Below are 18,767 nucleotides of genomic sequence, written 5' to 3' on the forward strand. Positions count from 1 at the left end.
ATGTACACAAAGAAAAATCTTTGTGATCTTTGTGTTTACTCAGTGTTCATTGTGGTTATTTTTTTCATCCAGGCAGATTATGATAAAACAAAAAGGGCGCAAATTAATGCGCCCTTCTTAAACAACCTAACCAATTAAATAATAGAATATTTCACTTTTTCATAGCAATTTAATATTCAATTATTTAATTGTAAAGATACCATTCTTTGTTTAGTGAAATTGTTAATGCATTAAACAAAGTTTTGTTAAAGTTTAAATGTAATTTTTGTAATTATTAATGGAAACTTTCGCTCCCAAATCATTCATCAAATTGTAAAGCCCAAAGAAAGTTCTATTTATATAAAGGAAATGTTTAGATCCTCGATTTCCATTCATCTTTCTAATTTCGGTGTCTTTTGAATATTTATTACTGAGATCAGCTATTTTTCCAAAGAATTCTTTATCCGAAAAATCAAAAGTTTCATCGTGGAATGGTTTGGTAAACAAGCTTAACATTTCATAAAAAAGTTCTGAAAAGAATTTGGTTTCCTCTGGTGAATCTTCCACCTTTAGAATTTCCAAAGCGTACATTTTTTCTAAAAAGATTTCAGGATTATTGATGTTTTCAGGTTTTGCCAATTCAAAATACGGTGTATAGAAATCTTCAGGAACAGATTTTACACAACCAAAATCTATAGCGATTAAATTTGCGTCTTCATCAACCAAGAAATTTCCAGGATGTGGATCTGCGTGAACGCGTTTCAATTGATGCATCTGGAACATATAGAAATCCCAAAGGGTTTGCCCTACTTTGGTAGCAGCTTCGCTACTGGTATTCGCTTTTACAAATTCAGATAAATGCACTCCTTCCATCCAATCCATGGTAATGATACGTTCGTTGGAAAGTGTTTCGTAATATTTAGGAAATCTGAGATTGGGAATATTACTACAGGCCTCGGTAATTTCCTTACTCTGCTCCATTTCCAAAACATAGTTGGTCTCCTCCAATAACTTCTCTTCAACTTCCTGAAAATATTTATCGCTGTCCTTCCCTTTAATGTTAAACATTTTCATGGCTACAGGTTTTACCATCGCTAAATCACTGCTGATGCTTTCGGCAACGCCAGGATACTGGATTTTAACGGCAAGATCCTTCCCATCTTTTGTAGCTTTATGAACTTGGCCAATACTCGCTGCGGCAACAGATTCAGCGTTAAAAGTGTCGTACAGACTTTCAGGCGTATCGCCAAAATATTTTTTAAAAGTTTTACGAACCAATGGTGCAGAAAGTGGTGGCACCTGAAATTGTGCCAACGAAAACTTCTCAACATAAGCCTTTGGCATGATATTCTTTTCCATACTCAACATTTGAGCAACTTTTAAAGCACTTCCTTTAAGGTTCTTTAAACTGTCATAAATATCTTCGGCATTGCTCTCATTAAGTTCATCTTTATTGTGCTCAGAATTCACGAGCTTTTTTCCGTAATACTTCAAATAATTGCCGCCAACTTTTACACCGGTAGTCATCAGCTTTGAAGCACGCTGAATTTTATTGGTGGGGATTTTGTCTAGTGTTTTCATTACATCATTTTTTCTTTCCACAAAAATTTACCGAAATCCAACACACTTTCCAGCGGCTGTGTATCGAAAACATCAAAGATGGCTCGAACCGATTTTTCAATTGCAACATCCGTATTCTCAAAGCTGGCAGAATTATCGTCCATCCAATATTTCATCAAAAAGAGTGTTTGCAGCCAAGCACCTTCAGAAAAAACAGTTACCGATTGTTTTAAAACCTTCAGCTTTTTGTCTTCATTGTTTTCGCGAATCAAATTTGCTGCGAAGTGTTTTATTTTTTTTCGAAGGCCTTTTAGTTGACTCAAGTTCTTCATCATATTTTGATGTTCTCTTAAGGTGAAAAGAACATAGCTTCGGTTTAGCGTAAGTAATTCAAAAAAGGTATAGAAAAAAGTAAGCATCTTTTCTTGGTTCGAATAATTTTCATAGGACTGATCATTATTCGCCAATGAAATTGTTTGCTCATAAAACGAGTTCCAAATCTCCATTTGCAAGCCTTCAAAAGAACCGAAATATTCGTAAAACTTGGCTTCTTCAAAGTTGTTTTCCTTGCAGAATTTAAAAACACTCTTTGGATTTTTTTCGTTCAAAAGAACAGATTCCATATAAAGTGAAATTATTTTTTCCTTATCCATTTTCTTCTTAGGAACCGATTTTTTAGGTGCTGGAGAATTTTTATTTACAGTTGCCATAATATCGTAAGTATTTAAAATTGAATTGAATTAGACTTTTGTGTGAAGATACAAAGATAACCTTGTTTAACCTTCTAATTCATTTGCTAAACAAAACATTCTGTTAAAGTTTAATTACTTTTTACCGTGACAAGGTGTCAGCATGCTAAGGCTTGGTATTTTTTTTGACTTATATAGTTCACTGAGTAATAATAAGAAATAACAATAAATAATATTTAAAATGAGCAAAGGAACAATCAATGTATCCGTGGATAATATTTTTCCGCTGATTAAAAAGTTTTTATATAGCGACCACGAGATTTTTCTTCGTGAATTAATTTCGAACGCAACAGATGCCACTTTAAAAATGAAGCATCTTGCCAATATTGGCGAGGCCGATGGCGTGGAATACGGAAATCCGAAAATTGAAGTGAAGTTGGATAAAGAGAAAAAACAACTTCGCATTATTGATCAAGGTATTGGGATGACCAAAGATGAAGTTGAAAAATACATCAACGAGATCGCTTTTTCCGGGGCTGAGGAATTTCTAGAAAAATATAAAGACAAAGACGGAAAAGACGCCGGAATTATCGGGCATTTTGGTTTAGGTTTTTATTCTGCTTTTATGGTAGCTGAAAAAGTTGAGATTATAACTAAAAGTTACAAAGATGCACCAGCAGTGCATTGGGCTTGCGATGGTTCACCAGAATTCACTTTAGAAGAAGCTGACAAAAAAGAAAGAGGAACCGAAATAATTCTTCACATTGCAGAAGATTCTACTGAGTTTTTAGAAGATTCTCGCATCACTGAACTCTTAGTGAAGTATAACAAGTTTATGCCAATTCCAATTCAATTTGGAATGCGTACTGAAACGCTTCCAAAGCCCGAAGACTCCGACTCTGCTGAAGCTACGTCGGACGAAGGCAAAGATGAACCGGCGCCTACTGTGGAAGTTGATAATATAATCAACAACCCAAATCCAGCTTGGACAAAACAACCAACGGAACTTGAGGATAAGGATTACAATGAATTCTATCGCGAATTGTACCCAATGCAATTTGAGGAGCCACTATTCCACATTCATTTAAATGTAGATTATCCGTTTAATCTTACCGGAATTCTTTATTTCCCTAAGATGTCGAACGATATGAGCATTCAAAAGGATAAAATCCAGCTTTATCAAAATCAGGTTTTTGTAACGGACAATGTAGAAGGAATTGTACCTGAATTCTTAACCATGCTTCGCGGAGTTATTGACAGTCCAGATATTCCACTAAACGTTTCGCGAAGCTATTTGCAAGCAGATGGTGCGGTGAAAAAGATTGCTAGTTACATCACAAGAAAAGTTGCAGATAAGCTGAAGAGTCTCTTCAATAACGACCGTGAAGGTTTTGAAAAGAAATGGAACGACATTAAGATCGTGATTGAATACGGAATGTTGACCGAAGATAAATTCTTCGAAAAGTCAAAAGATTTCGCACTTTATCCAACTGTGGATAATGCGTTTTACACTTTTTCAGAACTAAGAGAAAAGATAGAAAAAACTCAAACCGATAAGGATGGTAATCTTGTTGTGCTTTATGCTTCAAACAAAGAAGAGCAACACAGCTATATAGAAGCAGCCAAAGAAAAAGGTTACGAAATCTTGCTATTGGATTCCCCAATTGTAACGCACTTACTTCAAAAAGTGGAAGGAAGTGAAGAGAAAGTTTCTTTTGTGCGTGTAGATAGTGATCACGCAGAGAACCTTATCAAAAAAGACGATGCCCAGATCTCAAAACTTTCAGATGAAGAAAAGGAAACTTTAAAAACGTTCTTGGATGGTGTTATTCCGAAGGAAAAATTCACCGTACAATTGGAAGCTATGGACAGCAACGCCAATCCATTTATCATTACTGAGCCAGAGTTTATGCGAAGAATGAAGGACATGCAAAAAACCGGCGGCGGTGGCGGAATGTTCGGAATGGGAGGTTTTCCTGAAATGTACAATCTAATCGTAAACACCAATAACGAGTTGGTAAGCGAAATTTTGAACACCAAAACCGATAAGAAAAAAGAACGTTTGGTGAATCAAGCCTTAGATTTGGCTAGATTAAGCAAAAACCTATTGAAAGGCGAAGAGCTTACCGCGTTTATAAAACGTAGTTATGAGATGATAAAATAGACGGTAGTTGGTAGACGGTAGACTTAAGGCTACAACTTTCTGATTTTAAAAGCCTTCCTAAAGCAAGTTTAGGAAGGCTTTTATCTTTTACATCATTCGTTATTGTTGCAAATCTAAAAAGACCTACTTTTAAAAACTTAAAATCACAACTATGTTACCTTGGCACCAATATTTGATGGGAGTAATCTTCGTTCTAGCTGGAATGAATCATTTTAGAAAACCGAAAATGTATGAACGTATTATGCCTCCATATATTCCTGCGCACAACACCATGGTTTTAGTGAGCGGGATTGCGGAAATGATATTAGGTTTTATGCTCTTGAACAAAAACACACAAGATATTGCCGCTTGGGCAATTATAGCCATGATGCTTGTGTTTTTACCAGTCCATATTTATATGCTTCAGAATAATAAAGCAGCAATGAAACTACCAAAATGGGCGCTTATCCTTCGGATTCCATTACAATTTGCAATTATTTATTGGGCTTATCTTTATACTTGAAAAGGTTCAAGGTTTAAAGTTTAAAATTCAAGGTGAATTGTCTACCGTCTACAAACCACCCGCTACCGACTACTAAATACTGACTAAAGACTAATCAAAAATCTCATTCAACAATCCCGCTAAACGGATGCCTCCTTTTTGAAGTTGGAAGCGTAGGGTATCCATATAATCATACATATAATTATAGCTTAGCTTTTCTCCGATTTCAGTATTGCTATAAATTTCTTCACAAAGCGCGCGACTTTCGTACATCCAATCTACTGCAGTGCCAGATTTAATAGCTTTTACCTGCTCTTTTGTAAGGACATCGCTATTTGCGGCTACTTCGGTATAAGACATTTCATAAGAATCCAACATTTGTGAATCCCACACCTTATGTAAGTTGGTGCCTTTTTTAAACCAAAGCACTTGAAAATCATTTCCACCTTTATCTTCTTCCATACCGATGTGTAAAGGTTGGTGAAGATCTCCTAAAAAATGAGCGAGCATTTTAAGGTGGAAGACCTTATCTTCTTTTGAACTATTATCATTCTTTAAAACTGCAATACATTCGTCAATTCCTTGAATGATATCTCCTTTTTCACTTTTTGGATAGGTTTCATATTTTTCACCAAAGGGAAAGTTTACATAGTGCCAAGGACCATACGAATCATAATGACGGTCACTTTTTATATCATCACCATAATTTGCAACGAAAGCAAGGGAATGTCCGTTTAATAATTTAGAGATTTCCTTTTCGGCTTTTTTGCTTAAATACGAATCGGCGATTTCGCCCACTACGCGATGACCTGTTTTCCCCCAATCTTCAGAGGCAACAAGTGTTGAAATAGAAAATAAAAGTGAACATGTAATTAGAACTAACTTCTTCATATTGCTAAAAATTTAATGTGCAAAGATAGCACCTTAAATAAATTTAGATTGAATTCTAAAAAAATGTTTAGGTTGGAATTTGGAAGCCTTTGATTCTAATGAATTTTATATGAATGAGAACGCTATTTTATGAATTAAAAAAATTAGGATTGTTAGGGATTTTTGAAAAATATGATCTTACCACTAGGTGCCTAGATTTTATGCTATCTTAGCATGGAGAATGTTAACCCAATAATTTAAAATGAAGATGAAAAATCTACTTATACTTTTGCTTCTTTTTACTGGAGTAGTTTCTTCCCAAAACAAAAAATATCAAGGGGAAGATTTGAGCATCACCCCATTAGTTGATGGAACATTATTAACACCCAAAACCAAAGGAAAAATGCCTTTGGCCATTATTATTAGCGGAAGTGGCCCCACGGACAGAGACGGCAACCAACAAATGCTTATGAACAATTCCCTTCGGTTTTTGGCAGAAGGACTTTATACTAAGAACATTGCCACTTTTAGATATGATAAAAGGATTGTAAAACAGATGAAACAGGGAACGGTGCAAGAAAAAGACATTCGGTTTGATGATTTTATTGACGATGCCGTCGCTGTTTTAAAATATTTCAAAAAGGATCCGCGATTTTCAAAAATATTTATCATTGGTCACAGTCAAGGATCACTGGTTGGGATGGTTGCTGCACAAAATGGAGCTGACGGTTTTATATCTATTTCGGGAGCCGGCCAATCTATAGACCAAGTAATTATAGACCAACTCACCAAGCAATCCCCAGGATTGGCTGAGAATGCGCGAACTGCATTTAAGGAGCTGCGTGCCAATGGTGAAACCAGTAACTATGACCCTAACTTGGCGTCTATCTTCAGAAAAGACATCCAGCCGTTCATTTTCAATTGGATGCAATATGATCCCAAAGTGGAAATCGCAAAACTAAATATGCCGACTTTGATAATTAATGGAGATAATGATATTCAAGTCCAAGTTTCGGAAGCGGAATTATTGAAAGATTCCGAGCCAGATGCCGAATTCAAAATCATCCATAATATGAATCATATCTTAAAAAAAATTGATGGGGATATTGTAGAAAACACCGAATCTTACAATAAAGAAGATCTGCCTGTAATGCCGGAGTTGATTGATATTGTCGGTGATTTTATTGTAAAATAATCGGGATTAAAAATTAAAAATTAGAAATTAGAAAAAATTACGCATTTCATTTATAAATACTCCTACAGCGGGCAAAATTTAAAATTCAAGGAATAAAAAAGTTGAGAAGTTGAGAGTTGAGAAGTTGTGAGGATCTTTAATAAAGTCTCAGCTTTTCATTTCTAAACCCTCCTACGGCGGGCAAGCTCTTAAACTCATCGACTCATCAGCTTTAAATAATTACTATAGAATAATTCCATTCTAAAACCTTCAACAATTCAGAATTATAAATTAAAAAATGTAATTTGCAGCAAAATCATCATCTATGCAGGATACAGCCGTTGAAATTATAAAAGACACCACTCCCCTTTTTACGAACGACACCATTGTTTTTGGAATTTTAATGGTGGCATTAGGCCTTATCTTTTACACTTCCTCTAAAACAGATGGTTTTTGGAAAAAATTCTACGGCATCGTGCCTGCACTTTTTTTGGCGTATTTTTTACCTGCGCTTTTAACTACCACAGGCGTTATTTCTCCTGAATGGAGAAGCGTTTCTGAAACTGGCGAAGCTACTGTGGGAAGCACTAGTTTATACTATATGTCCAGCAGGTATTTATTGCCGGCTGCATTGGTGTTAATGACTTTAAGCATCGATTTAAAAGGGGTTTTCAATTTAGGTCCAAAAGCCTTGATTATGTTCATTGCGGGAACTATCGGAATTGTAATTGGAGGGCCTTTGGCCGTTTTAATAGTTGGAAGTATTCATCCAGAGGCTGTGGGTGGCGAAGGAGCTGATGCTGTATGGCGTGGGCTATCAACACTTGCGGGAAGTTGGATAGGCGGCGGGGCCAACCAAACTGCGATGTTGGAAATTTACGGCTACAATCAAAAACTTTACGGCGGGATGGTATTTGTTGATATCGTTGTGGCCAATATTTGGATGGCTGTTATTCTCTTCGGAATCGGGAAGTCTGAGAAAATTGATAAGTGGTTGAAAGCTGATACTTCCGCTATCGAAAGTTTAAAAGCAAAAGTTTCCGAATACTCTAAAAAAGTAGATAGAAACCCGAGTTTAACAGACTTGATGATTCTTGCCGCAATTGCATTTGGAACGGTAAGCTTTGCACATTTTGGCGCCAATATTCTAAGCGAATTTTTCTCTTCCGTGGTAAGTGAAATTCCAAAAGGCATAACAAGAAATATTTTTACTTTCTTGGATTCGAGCTTCTTTTGGATGATTAGCATAACTACAATAATTGGCGTACTGCTGTCATTTACGAAACTTAGAAGCTATGAAGGCGCTGGAGCAAGTAAATTTGGGAGTGTATTTATCTACATTTTAGTGGCCAGTATTGGTATGAAAATGGACTTGACCTTGATCTTTGATAATATGTGGCTTATTGTGATTGGTTTAGTCTGGATGTCCATTCACGCTGGGCTTATGATTTTGATAGCAAAATTAATCCGTGCGCCTTACTTCTTCTTGGCAGTGGGAAGTCAAGCAAATGTGGGAGGTGCAGCTTCGGCTCCAATTGTGGCTTCTGCATTTCACCCTTCCTTGGCAACCGTAGGCGTGCTATTGGCCGTATTTGGATATGCCGTTGGAACCGTTGCCGCAATTTTATGTACTGTATTGATGCAATTGGCTTCAGTTGCGTAAAAGGGTTTCAGGTTCATACTTCGGTTTCGCTCAGTAACTGAATATCGAGATTCAACGTATACTTTGATGTAGTCTATCCTGAGCATTGCCGAAGGATTCAGTAACCGACCATGAAATTTAATATTTATAGAGTCTTTGTTCTATTTTCTAATTTCTTTGTTCTTTCCTCTTTGTTCTATTTTCTATTTTCTTTCCTCTTTGTTCTTTTCCCAAATTCAACTTTAGCTACTATTTTTCAAAAAATTATTCCATATTTGCACCTTCGTAAACCGAGGCTATTTTCAGCCTATGTTTGACCCTTAAAAAAGATACAATGCGCAAATTTCTATCCCTTTCAATTCTGTTTTTAATTCTTATTGGTTGTACTGCGAAAGACACAGAAGTAATGAATCTTAAAGGTACTGTGAAAGGGCTAAAAAAAGGAGTCATCCTTCTTCAAAAATTTGAAGACACGGTTTTAGTTTCTGTAGATTCGATGCTTGTAGATGGTAATTCAAATTTTTCCTTTTCTGAAAAAATAGAAAGTCCGGAGGTTTATTATCTATACGTCCGACTAAAGGATGGGACTTTGCGTGACGATAGGATTACATTTTTTGCTGAAAATAGTGATATCAATATCAAGACAAATCTGAAAAACTTTGGCAGCGCTGCAGTAGTTACGGGTTCTGAAAATGATAAAACTTTAAAAGAATTTCTTCGACTGAAAGAGCGATATGTAATCAAAAACTTAAGTCTGATTGAAGACCGATTGAAGATAAACCCAAGAAAAGATGATTCGGCGGCAATTAAGATTGATCAAAAACAAAGCAAGCTTATTTCGAGCAAATATTTCGCTACCATCAACTTCGCCCTCAATAATAATGACACAGAAGTGGCGCCTTATTTAATGCTGAGTGAGGTTTATGATTCCAATATCAAATATTTGGATACCGTATATAATAAACTTACCCCAAAAATAAAAGACTCCAAATACGGTAAGGAATTGGAGTCTTATATTGTAGATCGAAAAAAATTGGACACTAATTTATAGTGCGTTTATTTTTTCAATAAGCTTTCTACCGCGTTCTTCAAGCTCATTGTTGATCGCTTTAAAGTGCTTCTTTTTATCGTCAACTTTCTTTTCGTTCACTTTTACGATAAGCTCATCAAAAGTACCGATTGCTTCGTCTATGATGCCTTCAGCTTTTTTGTTTTCTTTATCTGGATTGGTCAATTCCCACACATATACTGCTTCAATGATATCTCCCAAAACATAATTAATGTCTTTTTTTAAATCTCTTACGTTTGCCATTTTATTGTTTATTGCTATTACTTATTATTACTCTTACTTATTATTATTGATTATTGGTATTCTCTATTATTTATTGTCGATAAATTTAAAATCGGGCAAAGATACGAACATTTAGGGAACGAACACCTCTAAAAAGCTTGCGGAATTTGTAATAAATTTTATTTCAGGCAATTGGGCAGGAATTAAGATGGTTTCCCCTTTAGAAATGCTTTCTGAAAAATCTTCTGTTTCAATTAAAGCGGTGCCTTCCAAACACATATAGACTGTAAAAGAATCTACTTCTTCTAAATCGCGAACATAGTTTTTTGATAAATCCAGTTTGTTTACCGAAAAGAAAACGGTGCCTCCAACAGGGCTTGGAGTATTTACTTCTTCTGAATAATCAAGCTTAGATTTTAAAGGGGAAAAGTCGATTGCATCTATAGCCAAATCGTTATGCAATTCGCGCATTTCACCATTGATATCTGGTCTATCCCAATCGTAAATACGATAAGTGATATCCGATGTTTGTTGAATTTCGGCAAGTAAAACACCAGCTCCTATAGCGTGGACTGTTCCAGGATACAAAACAAATGCATCGCCTTTTTTAACCGATTGAGAATTTAAGACATTAGTAATTTGCTTTTTGGAAAGCGCCTCTAAATATTCCTCGCGACCGATGTTTTCATGAAGACCAACAATCAGGCGGCCATTTTCTTCTACATCTAGGATATACCACATCTCTGTCTTGCCGAAAGAATCATGTCTCGCTTTCGCCAAAACATCATCGGGATGCACCTGAACAGAAAGATCTTCTTGAGCATCAATAAACTTAAACAACAACGGAAAGGTGTCTCCAAACTCTTGATACACCCGTTCCCCAACCAATTTTTCCTTATAATTTTCCAGTAGCCAATTCAGGGTTTTTCCTTTTAGTGGACCGTTTAATATTTCAGAAATATTTTCTCTTACCCCAGAAATTTCCCAGCTTTCGCCGATTTTGCCATCAGCCTTTTTATCAAACAATTTGTTCAACTTATCGCCGCCCCAAACTTTTTCTTTTAGAATGGGATCGAATTTTATAGGATATAGTGGAGAAACTGTTATCATTAGTGGCCATTAAAAACAACAAAGTTACGAGGCGTTTCGTAAAGTTTTATTGAAATTTTATATTCTTCATTTATGCGAGCTCGCATTTTGTTCCAAATTACTACAGCAATATTTTCAACCGTAGGATTCAGGTTTTTGAACTCCGGAACCTCAATATTAAGGTTTTTATGATCGAAAGGATCTTCCACTTCTTCCTTAATAATATCTCTTAAAATTTTAAGATCCATTAAAAAACCGGTCTCAGGGTCAATTTCACCCGTAATACCAACTACCAATTCATAATTATGACCGTGATAATTAGGGTTACTGCACTTTCCAAATACCTCAAGATTTTTGGCGTCGTCCCATTCCTTTTTAAAAAGCCGGTGGGCTGCGTTAAAATGTGCTTTTCTATAAACTGTCAGGCTCATATAACAAGATGTTGGTAAAACTTATCAAAAATAATCTTAAACCAAGCGGTATAAATATCGGGATTGGTTTTAATGTCTTTTTTCACTTCTTCCAAATCCATCCAGCGCCAAGCGGCAACTTCATCAGGATTAATTTCGGGATCTCCTTCAAAATTTCCAACTAAAATATGATCTAGTTCGTGCTCTGTCAAGCCATTGTCAAAGGGTGCTTTATAGATAAAAGTAGTGGTTTCCTTTAAATCGGTAGTGAATCCCATTTCTTCAAAAAGTCTTCTCTTACCTGCGTCCATGGATGATTCACCATCACGCTGATGGCTGCAACAAGTATTTGCCCATAGTCCTGGAGTGTGATACTTATGAAGCGCGCGCTGTTGCAACATAAGTTCATTCTTTTGGTTAAAAACAAAAACTGAAAAAGCTCTATGAAGAAGACCTTTTACGTGCGCTTCCTGTTTTGGCATTAATCCAATTTTTTGATCGTTTTCATCGACGAGAATTACTTTTTCTTCTTCCATTTAAACTTAATTTTTGCCCAAAAATACGAAATTGGAAGCTGTTGTAAAAGCAAAAGATGTTCAATAGACTGTATAAAACACTTTCATAAAAAATGTACCCAGGGGAATTTAAGTTCCACAAAATACGCTTGGCATATTATTCTGCATTTTTAAGCATACCAGCCTAGTGTTTGGTAATGTCGTCAAAATTTAGGGGCGGCATTGTAAGACATAAAATGGCAGATTATGTATCATTTCAACACTTAATATTTATTCATTAGATTAAAAATCTAATGGTATTTCTTAAAAAGATAGCACAAATTTTTGCTGCATTATGAGTTTATTACTCCAATAACAAGCTTTATCTTTGCAAGCCTATACACAAAAAAATATATGTCTTTACAGAAAGAAATAAAACGAAGAAGAACTTTTGGCATTATTGCCCATCCAGATGCTGGTAAAACGACCCTTACCGAAAAATTGCTACTTTTTGGAGGGGCTATTAACGAAGCTGGGGCGGTAAAAAACAATAAGGTTAAAAAAGGCGCCACCAGTGACTTTATGGAAATAGAGCGCCAACGTGGAATTTCTGTAGCTACCTCCGTTTTAGCCTTTGAATATGAAGGCATTAAAATAAACATCCTAGACACACCTGGACATAAGGATTTTGCCGAAGACACTTTTAGAACCTTAACCGCTGTTGATAGTGTAATTGTAGTTATTGACGTTGCCAAAGGAGTCGAGGAGCAAACAGAAAAGCTCGTTGAAGTTTGTAGAATGCGGAACATTCCAATGATTATTTTTATCAATAAATTAGATCGTGAAGGCCGGGACGCATTCGATTTGCTGGATGAGATTGAACAGAAGTTGCATCTTCGAGTAACTCCGTTGAGCTTTCCCATTGGTATGGGATATGATTTTAAAGGAATTTATAATGTTTGGGAAAAGAACATCAATCTCTTTAGTGGAGATAGCAGAAAAGATATTGAAGAAACCATAGAGATCGAAGACTTAAATAGTCCAGAACTAGAAAAACTAATTGGTGCCAAAGCTGCCGAAACACTTCGGGAGGAACTGGAACTAGTTCACGAGGTTTATCCCGATTTTGATGGGAAAGAATATCTAGAAGGCAATCTACAACCTGTATTTTTTGGTTCGGCTTTAAATAACTTTGGAGTCCGTGAGTTGTTGGATTGTTTTGTAGAAATAGCACCAACTCCGCGTCCAAAAGAAAGCAATACCCGTTTGGTAAAGCCTGATGAAAATGAGTTTTCAGGTTTTGTATTTAAAATTCACGCAAACATGGATCCCAAACACCGCGACCGTTTAGCTTTTGTAAAAATTGTATCCGGAACCTTTGAACGCAACTCACCTTATCTCCACGTACGCAATGGGAAGAAAATGAAATTCAGTAGCCCCAACGCTTTCTTTGCTGAAAAGAAACAAATTGTAGATGTATCGTATCCTGGTGACATCGTAGGGCTTCACGATACTGGAAACTTTAAGATTGGTGATACTTTAACTGAAGGCGAAGAAATGCAATACAGAGGTATTCCGAGCTTTTCACCAGAACACTTTAAGTATATCAACAATGCCGATCCAATGAAAAGCAAGCAGCTTGAAAAGGGGATTGATCAATTGATGGATGAAGGGGTAGCGCAACTTTTTACTTTAGAATTAAATGGAAGAAAAGTAATTGGAACCGTTGGTGCGCTTCAGTTTGAAGTAATCCAATACCGTTTGGAGCACGAATATGGTGCAAGTTGTTCCTATGAAAACCTAAATGTTCACAAAGCTTTCTGGGTTGAAGCGAAAGATCCAAAAAGTGAAGAGTTTGCCGAATTTAAAAGGGTAAAAGCGAAATATTTGGCAAAGGACAAACGCGGACAATTGGTGTTCTTTGCTGATTCTGCGTTTACGTTTCAAATGACACAGTCAAAATATCCGAATGTGAAACTTCATCTTGTTAGTGAGTTTAGCCCCCTAGCCCCCAAAGGGGGGAAATAAAAATGTAGGCCCACGGTACATCTCGCGCCTAAATTTTTATTTGGAATTTGGGATTTGAGCATAAAAAAGCCTCGAAAATTTCGAGGCTTTTTTATGCTTTTATGCTTCGCCCGTAGGGCCAAAGTTTAAAGGGAGTGGCGGTTGCTCATAATCCTTTATTTCGCCGTGAGCGTTTTCAAATCTTTTAACATTGTCATTCAATGCTTTCAGAAACCGCTTTGCGTGTTGCGGTGTCAAGATAATTCTAGACTTCACTTTGCTCTTCGGAATCCCGGGCATTATAGTTACAAAATCTACCACAAATTCAGAAACGGAATGATTGATAATAGCGAGGTTACTGTAAGTACCTTGACCTACGCTTTCATCCAATTCAATGTTTATCTGGTTTTGTTTAGGTTGTGCTTTTTTTTGATCTGACATGATAGATTTTATATTTTAGAGATGAGATTTTAGACTTTGAACCATTTGACGTTGATCCTAATACTAAAAGAAGAATCCCACAAATATAGTGGGATTCTTTGGTATTTACAAACTAGTTTTCGGAATCGCTCAACACGTATTGTCAATGAGCGAAACCAAAAGTACCTTTTTAATTATAATTTACTTCTTGCTTAATGCGATTCATTTCTTCAAGCTCTTGTTTAGACCCCACAATTATAGTGTCATATCTACGCATACCGGTTCCGGCTGGTATTTTATGCCCTACAATTACGTTTTCTTTCAAGCCTTCCAAGGTATCAACTTTACCAGCTACTGCCGCTTCGTTTAATACTTTGGTAGTTTCCTGGAAGGAAGCCGCAGAAATGAATGATTTGGTCTGTAACGATGCTCTCGTAATACCTTGAAGTACTGGAGTAGCTGTTGCAGAAACCGCATCACGCGCTTCTACAAGTTCTTTATCATTTCTTCTCAACAATGAGTTTTCATCGCGAAGTTCACGTGACGAAAGAATTTGTCCTTCTTTCAAGTTAGCTGAATCACCGGCGTTAGTAACAACTTTCATTCCGAAGATTTTATCGTTGTCTTCGATGAAATCATCTTTATGAGCCAATTGATCTTCAAGGAAAGTAGTATCTCCCGGATCTTGGATTCGCACCTTACGCATCATCTGGCGAACAACCACTTCAAAGTGCTTGTCGTTGATTTTCACCCCTTGCAGACGGTAAACCTCCTGAACTTCGTTCACAAGATATTGCTGTACTGCTGATGGGCCTTTGATACGAAGGATATCTTCCGGAGTAATTGAACCGTCAGAAAGTGGCATACCTGCACGAACATAATCGTTTTCTTGAACTAGAATCTGGCTAGATAATTTAACCAAGTACTTTTTCAATTCGCCCAATTTGGACTCTACGATAATCTCACGGTTACCACGTTTTATTTTTCCGAAGGAAACAACACCATCAATCTCACTTACAACAGCTGGATTTGAAGGGTTACGCGCTTCAAATAGTTCAGTAACTCGTGGAAGACCTCCAGTAATATCACCCGCTTTCGCAGATTTACGTGGTATTTTCACAAGTACCTTGCCTATTTTGATTTTATCATTGTCGTCCACCATAATGTGTGCGCCAACTGGTAAGTTATAAGAACGAATTACTTCGTCTTTTTTACCTAAAATCAATAGCGTAGGAATTCGTTTTTTATCTCTTGATTCAGAAATTACTTTTTCTTGGAAACCTGTTTGTTCATCAATTTCAACTTGATATGTTACCCCTTGAACAATGTTTTCATATTTGATTTTTCCAGCAAATTCTGAAATAATAACACCGTTGTATGGATCCCAAGAACAAACTACATCACCAGCAGTTAGGCTATCACCATCTTTCACAAATAGTGAAGAACCGTAAGGGATGTTGTTAGTACTTAATGTAATTCCTGTTTTCTTATCAACCAACTTCAATTCTGAAGTACGGGAAATAACAATATCAACTGCTTTTCCTTGATTATCTTCACCTTTAACAGTTTTAAGATCTTCAATTTCAGCTTTACCGTCAAATTTAACGACCAACTTATTATCTTCAGAAATGTTCCCTGCAATACCTCCAACGTGGAACGTACGAAGTGTAAGCTGAGTACCTGGCTCTCCAATGGATTGTGCTGCAACAACTCCAACGGCTTCCCCACGCTGAACCATTTTATTGGTTGCAAGGTTTCTTCCGTAGCATTGTGAACAAATTCCTTTTTTAGCCTCACAAGTAAGTGCTGAACGGACTTCTACAGTGTCCAACGGTGACTTCTCAACAGCCGCCGCTATTTCTTCCGAAATATGATCGCCGGCATGTGCCATTACTTCTTTGGTAAGTGGGTCTATAATATCATTAAGCGCAATACGCCCAACAATTCGCGCACCCAAAGTTTCAACAACTTCTTCATTTTTTTTCAATGATGAAACTTCTATTCCACGCAATGTGCCACAGTCTTCTTCATTTATGATAACATCTTGCGAAACGTCAACCAATCTACGAGTTAGATAACCCGCATCCGCAGTTTTAAGAGCGGTATCTGCAAGTCCCTTACGCGCACCGTGGGTAGAGATAAAGTACTCAAGAATTGAAAGACCTTCCTTAAAGTTAGAAAGAATCGGGTTCTCAATAATCTCACCACCTCCGGAGTTAGATTTCTTCGGTTTTGCCATCAATCCACGCATACCTGTTAGCTGACGGATTTGTTCCTTAGAGCCCCTCGCACCAGAATCAAGCATCATATACACAGAGTTGAAACCTTGCTTATCTTCACGAATACGTTTCATAGAAAGTTCCGTAAGTTCAGCGTTGGTTGCAGTCCAAATATCAATAACTTGGTTGTAACGTTCGTTGTTGGTAATAAGCCCCATATTGTAGCTATTGATAATACCGTCAACTTGTGTGTTGGCGCTATCAATCATAGACTGCTTTTCTGGTGGGATAATAATATCACCTAAACTAAAGGATAATCCACCTTCAAAAGCGAATTTATATCCTAATGTTTTTATTTCATCAAGGAAATCTGAAGTAGTAGGAACATTAGTAACTTTTAAAATTTTACCAATAATATCACGAAGCGACTTTTTAGTCAATACTTCGTTTATAAATCCAGCTTCTACAGGAACCTTTTCATTAAACAGTACTCTTCCTAAAGTGGTAGTGATAATTTGCATTGTCAACTGCCCTTCTTCATTGAAGTCCTGAGTTCTTATTTTTATTTCGGCGTTCAAATCTACTTGCCCTTCGTTGTAGGCAATAATAGCTTCTTCAGCAGAATAGAAAGTAATCCCTTCGCCTTTCACCACAACATCGCCCATGGTTTTTTTCAATTTGGTCATATAATAAAGACCCAAAACCATATCCTGTGAAGGTACTGCAACTGGCGAACCGTTTGCAGGGTTCAAAATGTTGTGTGATGCAAGCATCAAAAGTTGACATTCCAAAATAGCCTCTGGCCCAAGTGGAAGGTGTACCGCCATCTGGTCACCATCAAAATCCGCGTTAAATGCGGTACATACCAATGGGTGCAGTTGGATCGCCTTACCTTCAATCAATTTAGGCTGGAAAGCTTGAATACCTAGTCTGTGCAAAGTTGGGGCCCGGTTAAGCATAACTGGGTGACCTTTCAATACATTTTCAAGAATATCCCAAACTACAGGCTCCTTTTTATCTATTATTTTCTTTGCAGATTTTACGGTTTTTACAATCCCTCTTTCAATCAATTTACGAATTACGAAAGGTTTGTAAAGTTCGGCTGCCATATCTTTTGGAATACCGCATTCAAACAATTTCAATTCCGGTCCAACAACAATTACTGAACGAGCGGAATAATCTACACGTTTACCAAGCAAGTTTTGACGGAAACGACCTTGTTTCCCTTTCAATGAATCTGAAAGTGATTTCAACGGACGGTTGCTATCTGTTTTTACTGCTGAAGATTTACGCGTGTTGTCAAACAATGAATCTACCGATTCCTGAAGCATACGTTTTTCGTTACGAAGGATTACTTCTGGAGCTTTAATCTCCATCAATCGCTTCAAACGGTTATTACGGATGATTACACGACGGTATAAATCATTTAAATCTGAAGTTGCGAAACGACCACCATCAAGCGGCACCAATGGACGTAGCTCTGGTGGAATTACCGGAACTACTTTCATAATCATCCACTCGGCTTTGTTTTCGCGGTTTTTGTTTGCATCACGAAGTGCTTCTACAACTTGAAGACGTTTTAACGCCTCCGTTTTACGTTGTTTTGAGGTTTCGTTATTTGCTTTGTGACGAAGGGTGTATGAAAGCTCATTAAGGTCGATTCTTTGAAGCAAATCAATCAAACATTCAGCGCCCATCTTCGCAATAAATTTATTTGGATCGCTTTCTTCCAAATATTGGTTTTCCTGCGGAAGTGTATCTAGAACGGCAAGATATTCTTCCTCAGTAAGGAAGTCCAATTTGTTCACTGTTTCACCACCTTCGTATTTTGCAATACCTGGCTGAATTACTACATAACGTTCATAGTAAATAATCATATCCAGTTTCTTGGAAGGTAATCCAAGAAGATAACCTATTTTGTTCGGAAGACTACGGAAGTACCAAATATGCGCCACAGGAACCACCAAATTGATATGCCCCACACGGTCACGACGTACTTTCTTCTCCGTTACTTCCACACCACAACGGTCACAAACGATACCTTTGTAGCGGATTCTTTTATATTTACCACAGGCACACTCATAATCCTTTACAGGACCAAATATGCGCTCACAGAAAAGCCCGTCACGCTCAGGCTTGTGCGTACGGTAGTTTATTGTTTCAGGTTTTAATACTTCCCCACGTGATTCCGCTAAAATGGATTCAGGAGAAGCTAACCCGATAGAAATTTTGTCAAATTTCTTTACTGTGTTTTCTTTATTTCTGTTCATCATGATTT

General features: G+C 37.0%; 15 protein-coding genes. 6 read left to right on the forward strand and 9 right to left on the reverse strand.

The annotated features are described in order from the left end of the window. Positions 1 to 252 precede the first annotated feature (252 nt). Positions 253 to 1,560 carry an ABC1 kinase family protein gene (locus G440_RS0112995; protein ID WP_026451708.1) on the reverse strand — a complete coding sequence of 436 codons (1,308 nt, stop codon included), beginning with the start codon at positions 1,558 to 1,560 and terminating at the stop codon, positions 253 to 255. Then, positions 1,560 to 2,249 (reverse strand): TetR family transcriptional regulator C-terminal domain-containing protein, encoded by a 690-nt coding sequence (locus G440_RS0113000; RefSeq protein WP_026451709.1) that lies wholly within the window; start codon positions 2,247 to 2,249, stop codon positions 1,560 to 1,562. Before G440_RS0113000 ends, G440_RS0112995 begins: the two co-directional genes overlap by 1 nt. A 220-nt stretch (positions 2,250 to 2,469) precedes the next feature. Here G440_RS0113000 and htpG point away from each other — a divergent pair, with 220 nt between their 5' ends. Then, positions 2,470 to 4,392: a molecular chaperone HtpG gene (gene htpG, locus G440_RS0113005; RefSeq protein WP_026451710.1), complete on the forward strand. Its 1,923-nt coding sequence runs from the start codon at positions 2,470 to 2,472 to the stop codon at positions 4,390 to 4,392. A 151-nt stretch (positions 4,393 to 4,543) separates the two neighbouring features. Next, positions 4,544 to 4,894, forward strand: coding sequence for a DoxX family protein (locus tag G440_RS0113010; protein ID WP_026451711.1), 351 nt, complete (start codon positions 4,544 to 4,546; stop codon positions 4,892 to 4,894). Positions 4,895 to 4,984: 90 nt separating this feature from the next. Here G440_RS0113010 and G440_RS0113015 read toward each other — a convergent pair whose 3' ends face one another. Further along, on the reverse strand, positions 4,985 to 5,764 hold the full coding sequence (locus tag G440_RS0113015; RefSeq protein ID WP_026451712.1) for a S1/P1 nuclease: 780 nt from the start codon (positions 5,762 to 5,764) through the stop codon (positions 4,985 to 4,987). Positions 5,765 to 6,011: 247 nt separating this feature from the next. Here G440_RS0113015 and G440_RS0113020 point away from each other — a divergent pair, with 247 nt between their 5' ends. The 3 genes from G440_RS0113020 to G440_RS0113030 all read left to right on the forward strand — a co-directional run bounded on the left by G440_RS0113020 (position 6,012) and on the right by G440_RS0113030 (position 9,610). Then, entirely contained in the window at positions 6,012 to 6,938 is a 927-nt protein-coding gene (locus G440_RS0113020; RefSeq protein ID WP_026451713.1) for an alpha/beta hydrolase family protein, read from the forward strand. 304 nt (positions 6,939 to 7,242) lie between these two features. Beyond that, complete coding sequence (locus G440_RS0113025) at positions 7,243 to 8,580, forward strand: DUF819 family protein (protein ID WP_034259517.1); 1,338 nt, start codon at positions 7,243 to 7,245, stop codon at positions 8,578 to 8,580. Between the two features lie 313 nt (positions 8,581 to 8,893). Then, positions 8,894 to 9,610, forward strand: a complete 717-nt coding sequence (locus G440_RS0113030; RefSeq protein WP_026451715.1) for a DUF4369 domain-containing protein — start codon at positions 8,894 to 8,896, stop codon at positions 9,608 to 9,610. Here G440_RS0113030 and G440_RS0113035 read toward each other — a convergent pair. From G440_RS0113035 to idi, 4 genes are all read right to left on the reverse strand, one after another. Continuing rightward, positions 9,605 to 9,871 (reverse strand): hypothetical protein, encoded by a 267-nt coding sequence (locus G440_RS0113035; protein ID WP_026451716.1) that lies wholly within the window; start codon positions 9,869 to 9,871, stop codon positions 9,605 to 9,607. The genes G440_RS0113030 and G440_RS0113035 overlap by 6 nt on opposite strands. A gap of 111 nt (positions 9,872 to 9,982) precedes the next feature. After that, positions 9,983 to 10,960, reverse strand: coding sequence for a type I phosphomannose isomerase catalytic subunit (locus G440_RS0113040; RefSeq protein WP_026451717.1), 978 nt, complete (start codon positions 10,958 to 10,960; stop codon positions 9,983 to 9,985). Next, positions 10,960 to 11,370: a 6-pyruvoyl trahydropterin synthase family protein gene (locus G440_RS0113045; protein ID WP_026451718.1), complete on the reverse strand. Its 411-nt coding sequence runs from the start codon at positions 11,368 to 11,370 to the stop codon at positions 10,960 to 10,962. Before G440_RS0113045 ends, G440_RS0113040 begins: the two co-directional genes overlap by 1 nt. Beyond that, positions 11,367 to 11,885 carry an isopentenyl-diphosphate Delta-isomerase gene (idi, locus tag G440_RS0113050; RefSeq protein ID WP_026451719.1) on the reverse strand — a complete coding sequence of 173 codons (519 nt, stop codon included), beginning with the start codon at positions 11,883 to 11,885 and terminating at the stop codon, positions 11,367 to 11,369. Before idi ends, G440_RS0113045 begins: the two co-directional genes overlap by 4 nt. Positions 11,886 to 12,257: 372 nt before the next feature. Here idi and G440_RS0113055 point away from each other — a divergent pair, with 372 nt between their 5' ends. Then, the gene (locus G440_RS0113055; protein ID WP_034259519.1) at positions 12,258 to 13,871 is read left to right on the forward strand and encodes a peptide chain release factor 3; all 1,614 of its coding nucleotides are present in this window, start codon (positions 12,258 to 12,260) and stop codon (positions 13,869 to 13,871) included. A gap of 99 nt (positions 13,872 to 13,970) precedes the next feature. Here G440_RS0113055 and G440_RS0113060 read toward each other — a convergent pair whose 3' ends face one another. Beyond that, a complete protein-coding gene (locus G440_RS0113060; protein WP_026451721.1) occupies positions 13,971 to 14,291 on the reverse strand; it encodes a DUF3467 domain-containing protein in 321 nt (106 codons plus the stop codon). A 169-nt stretch (positions 14,292 to 14,460) separates the two neighbouring features. Then, positions 14,461 to 18,759: a DNA-directed RNA polymerase subunit beta' gene (gene rpoC, locus G440_RS0113065; RefSeq protein WP_211228198.1), complete on the reverse strand. Its 4,299-nt coding sequence runs from the start codon at positions 18,757 to 18,759 to the stop codon at positions 14,461 to 14,463. Positions 18,760 to 18,767: the final 8 nt, after the last annotated feature.

The sequence above is a fragment of the Aequorivita capsosiphonis DSM 23843 genome, assembly GCF_000429125.1.
GTDB classification, from domain to species: domain Bacteria; phylum Bacteroidota; class Bacteroidia; order Flavobacteriales; family Flavobacteriaceae; genus Aequorivita; species Aequorivita capsosiphonis.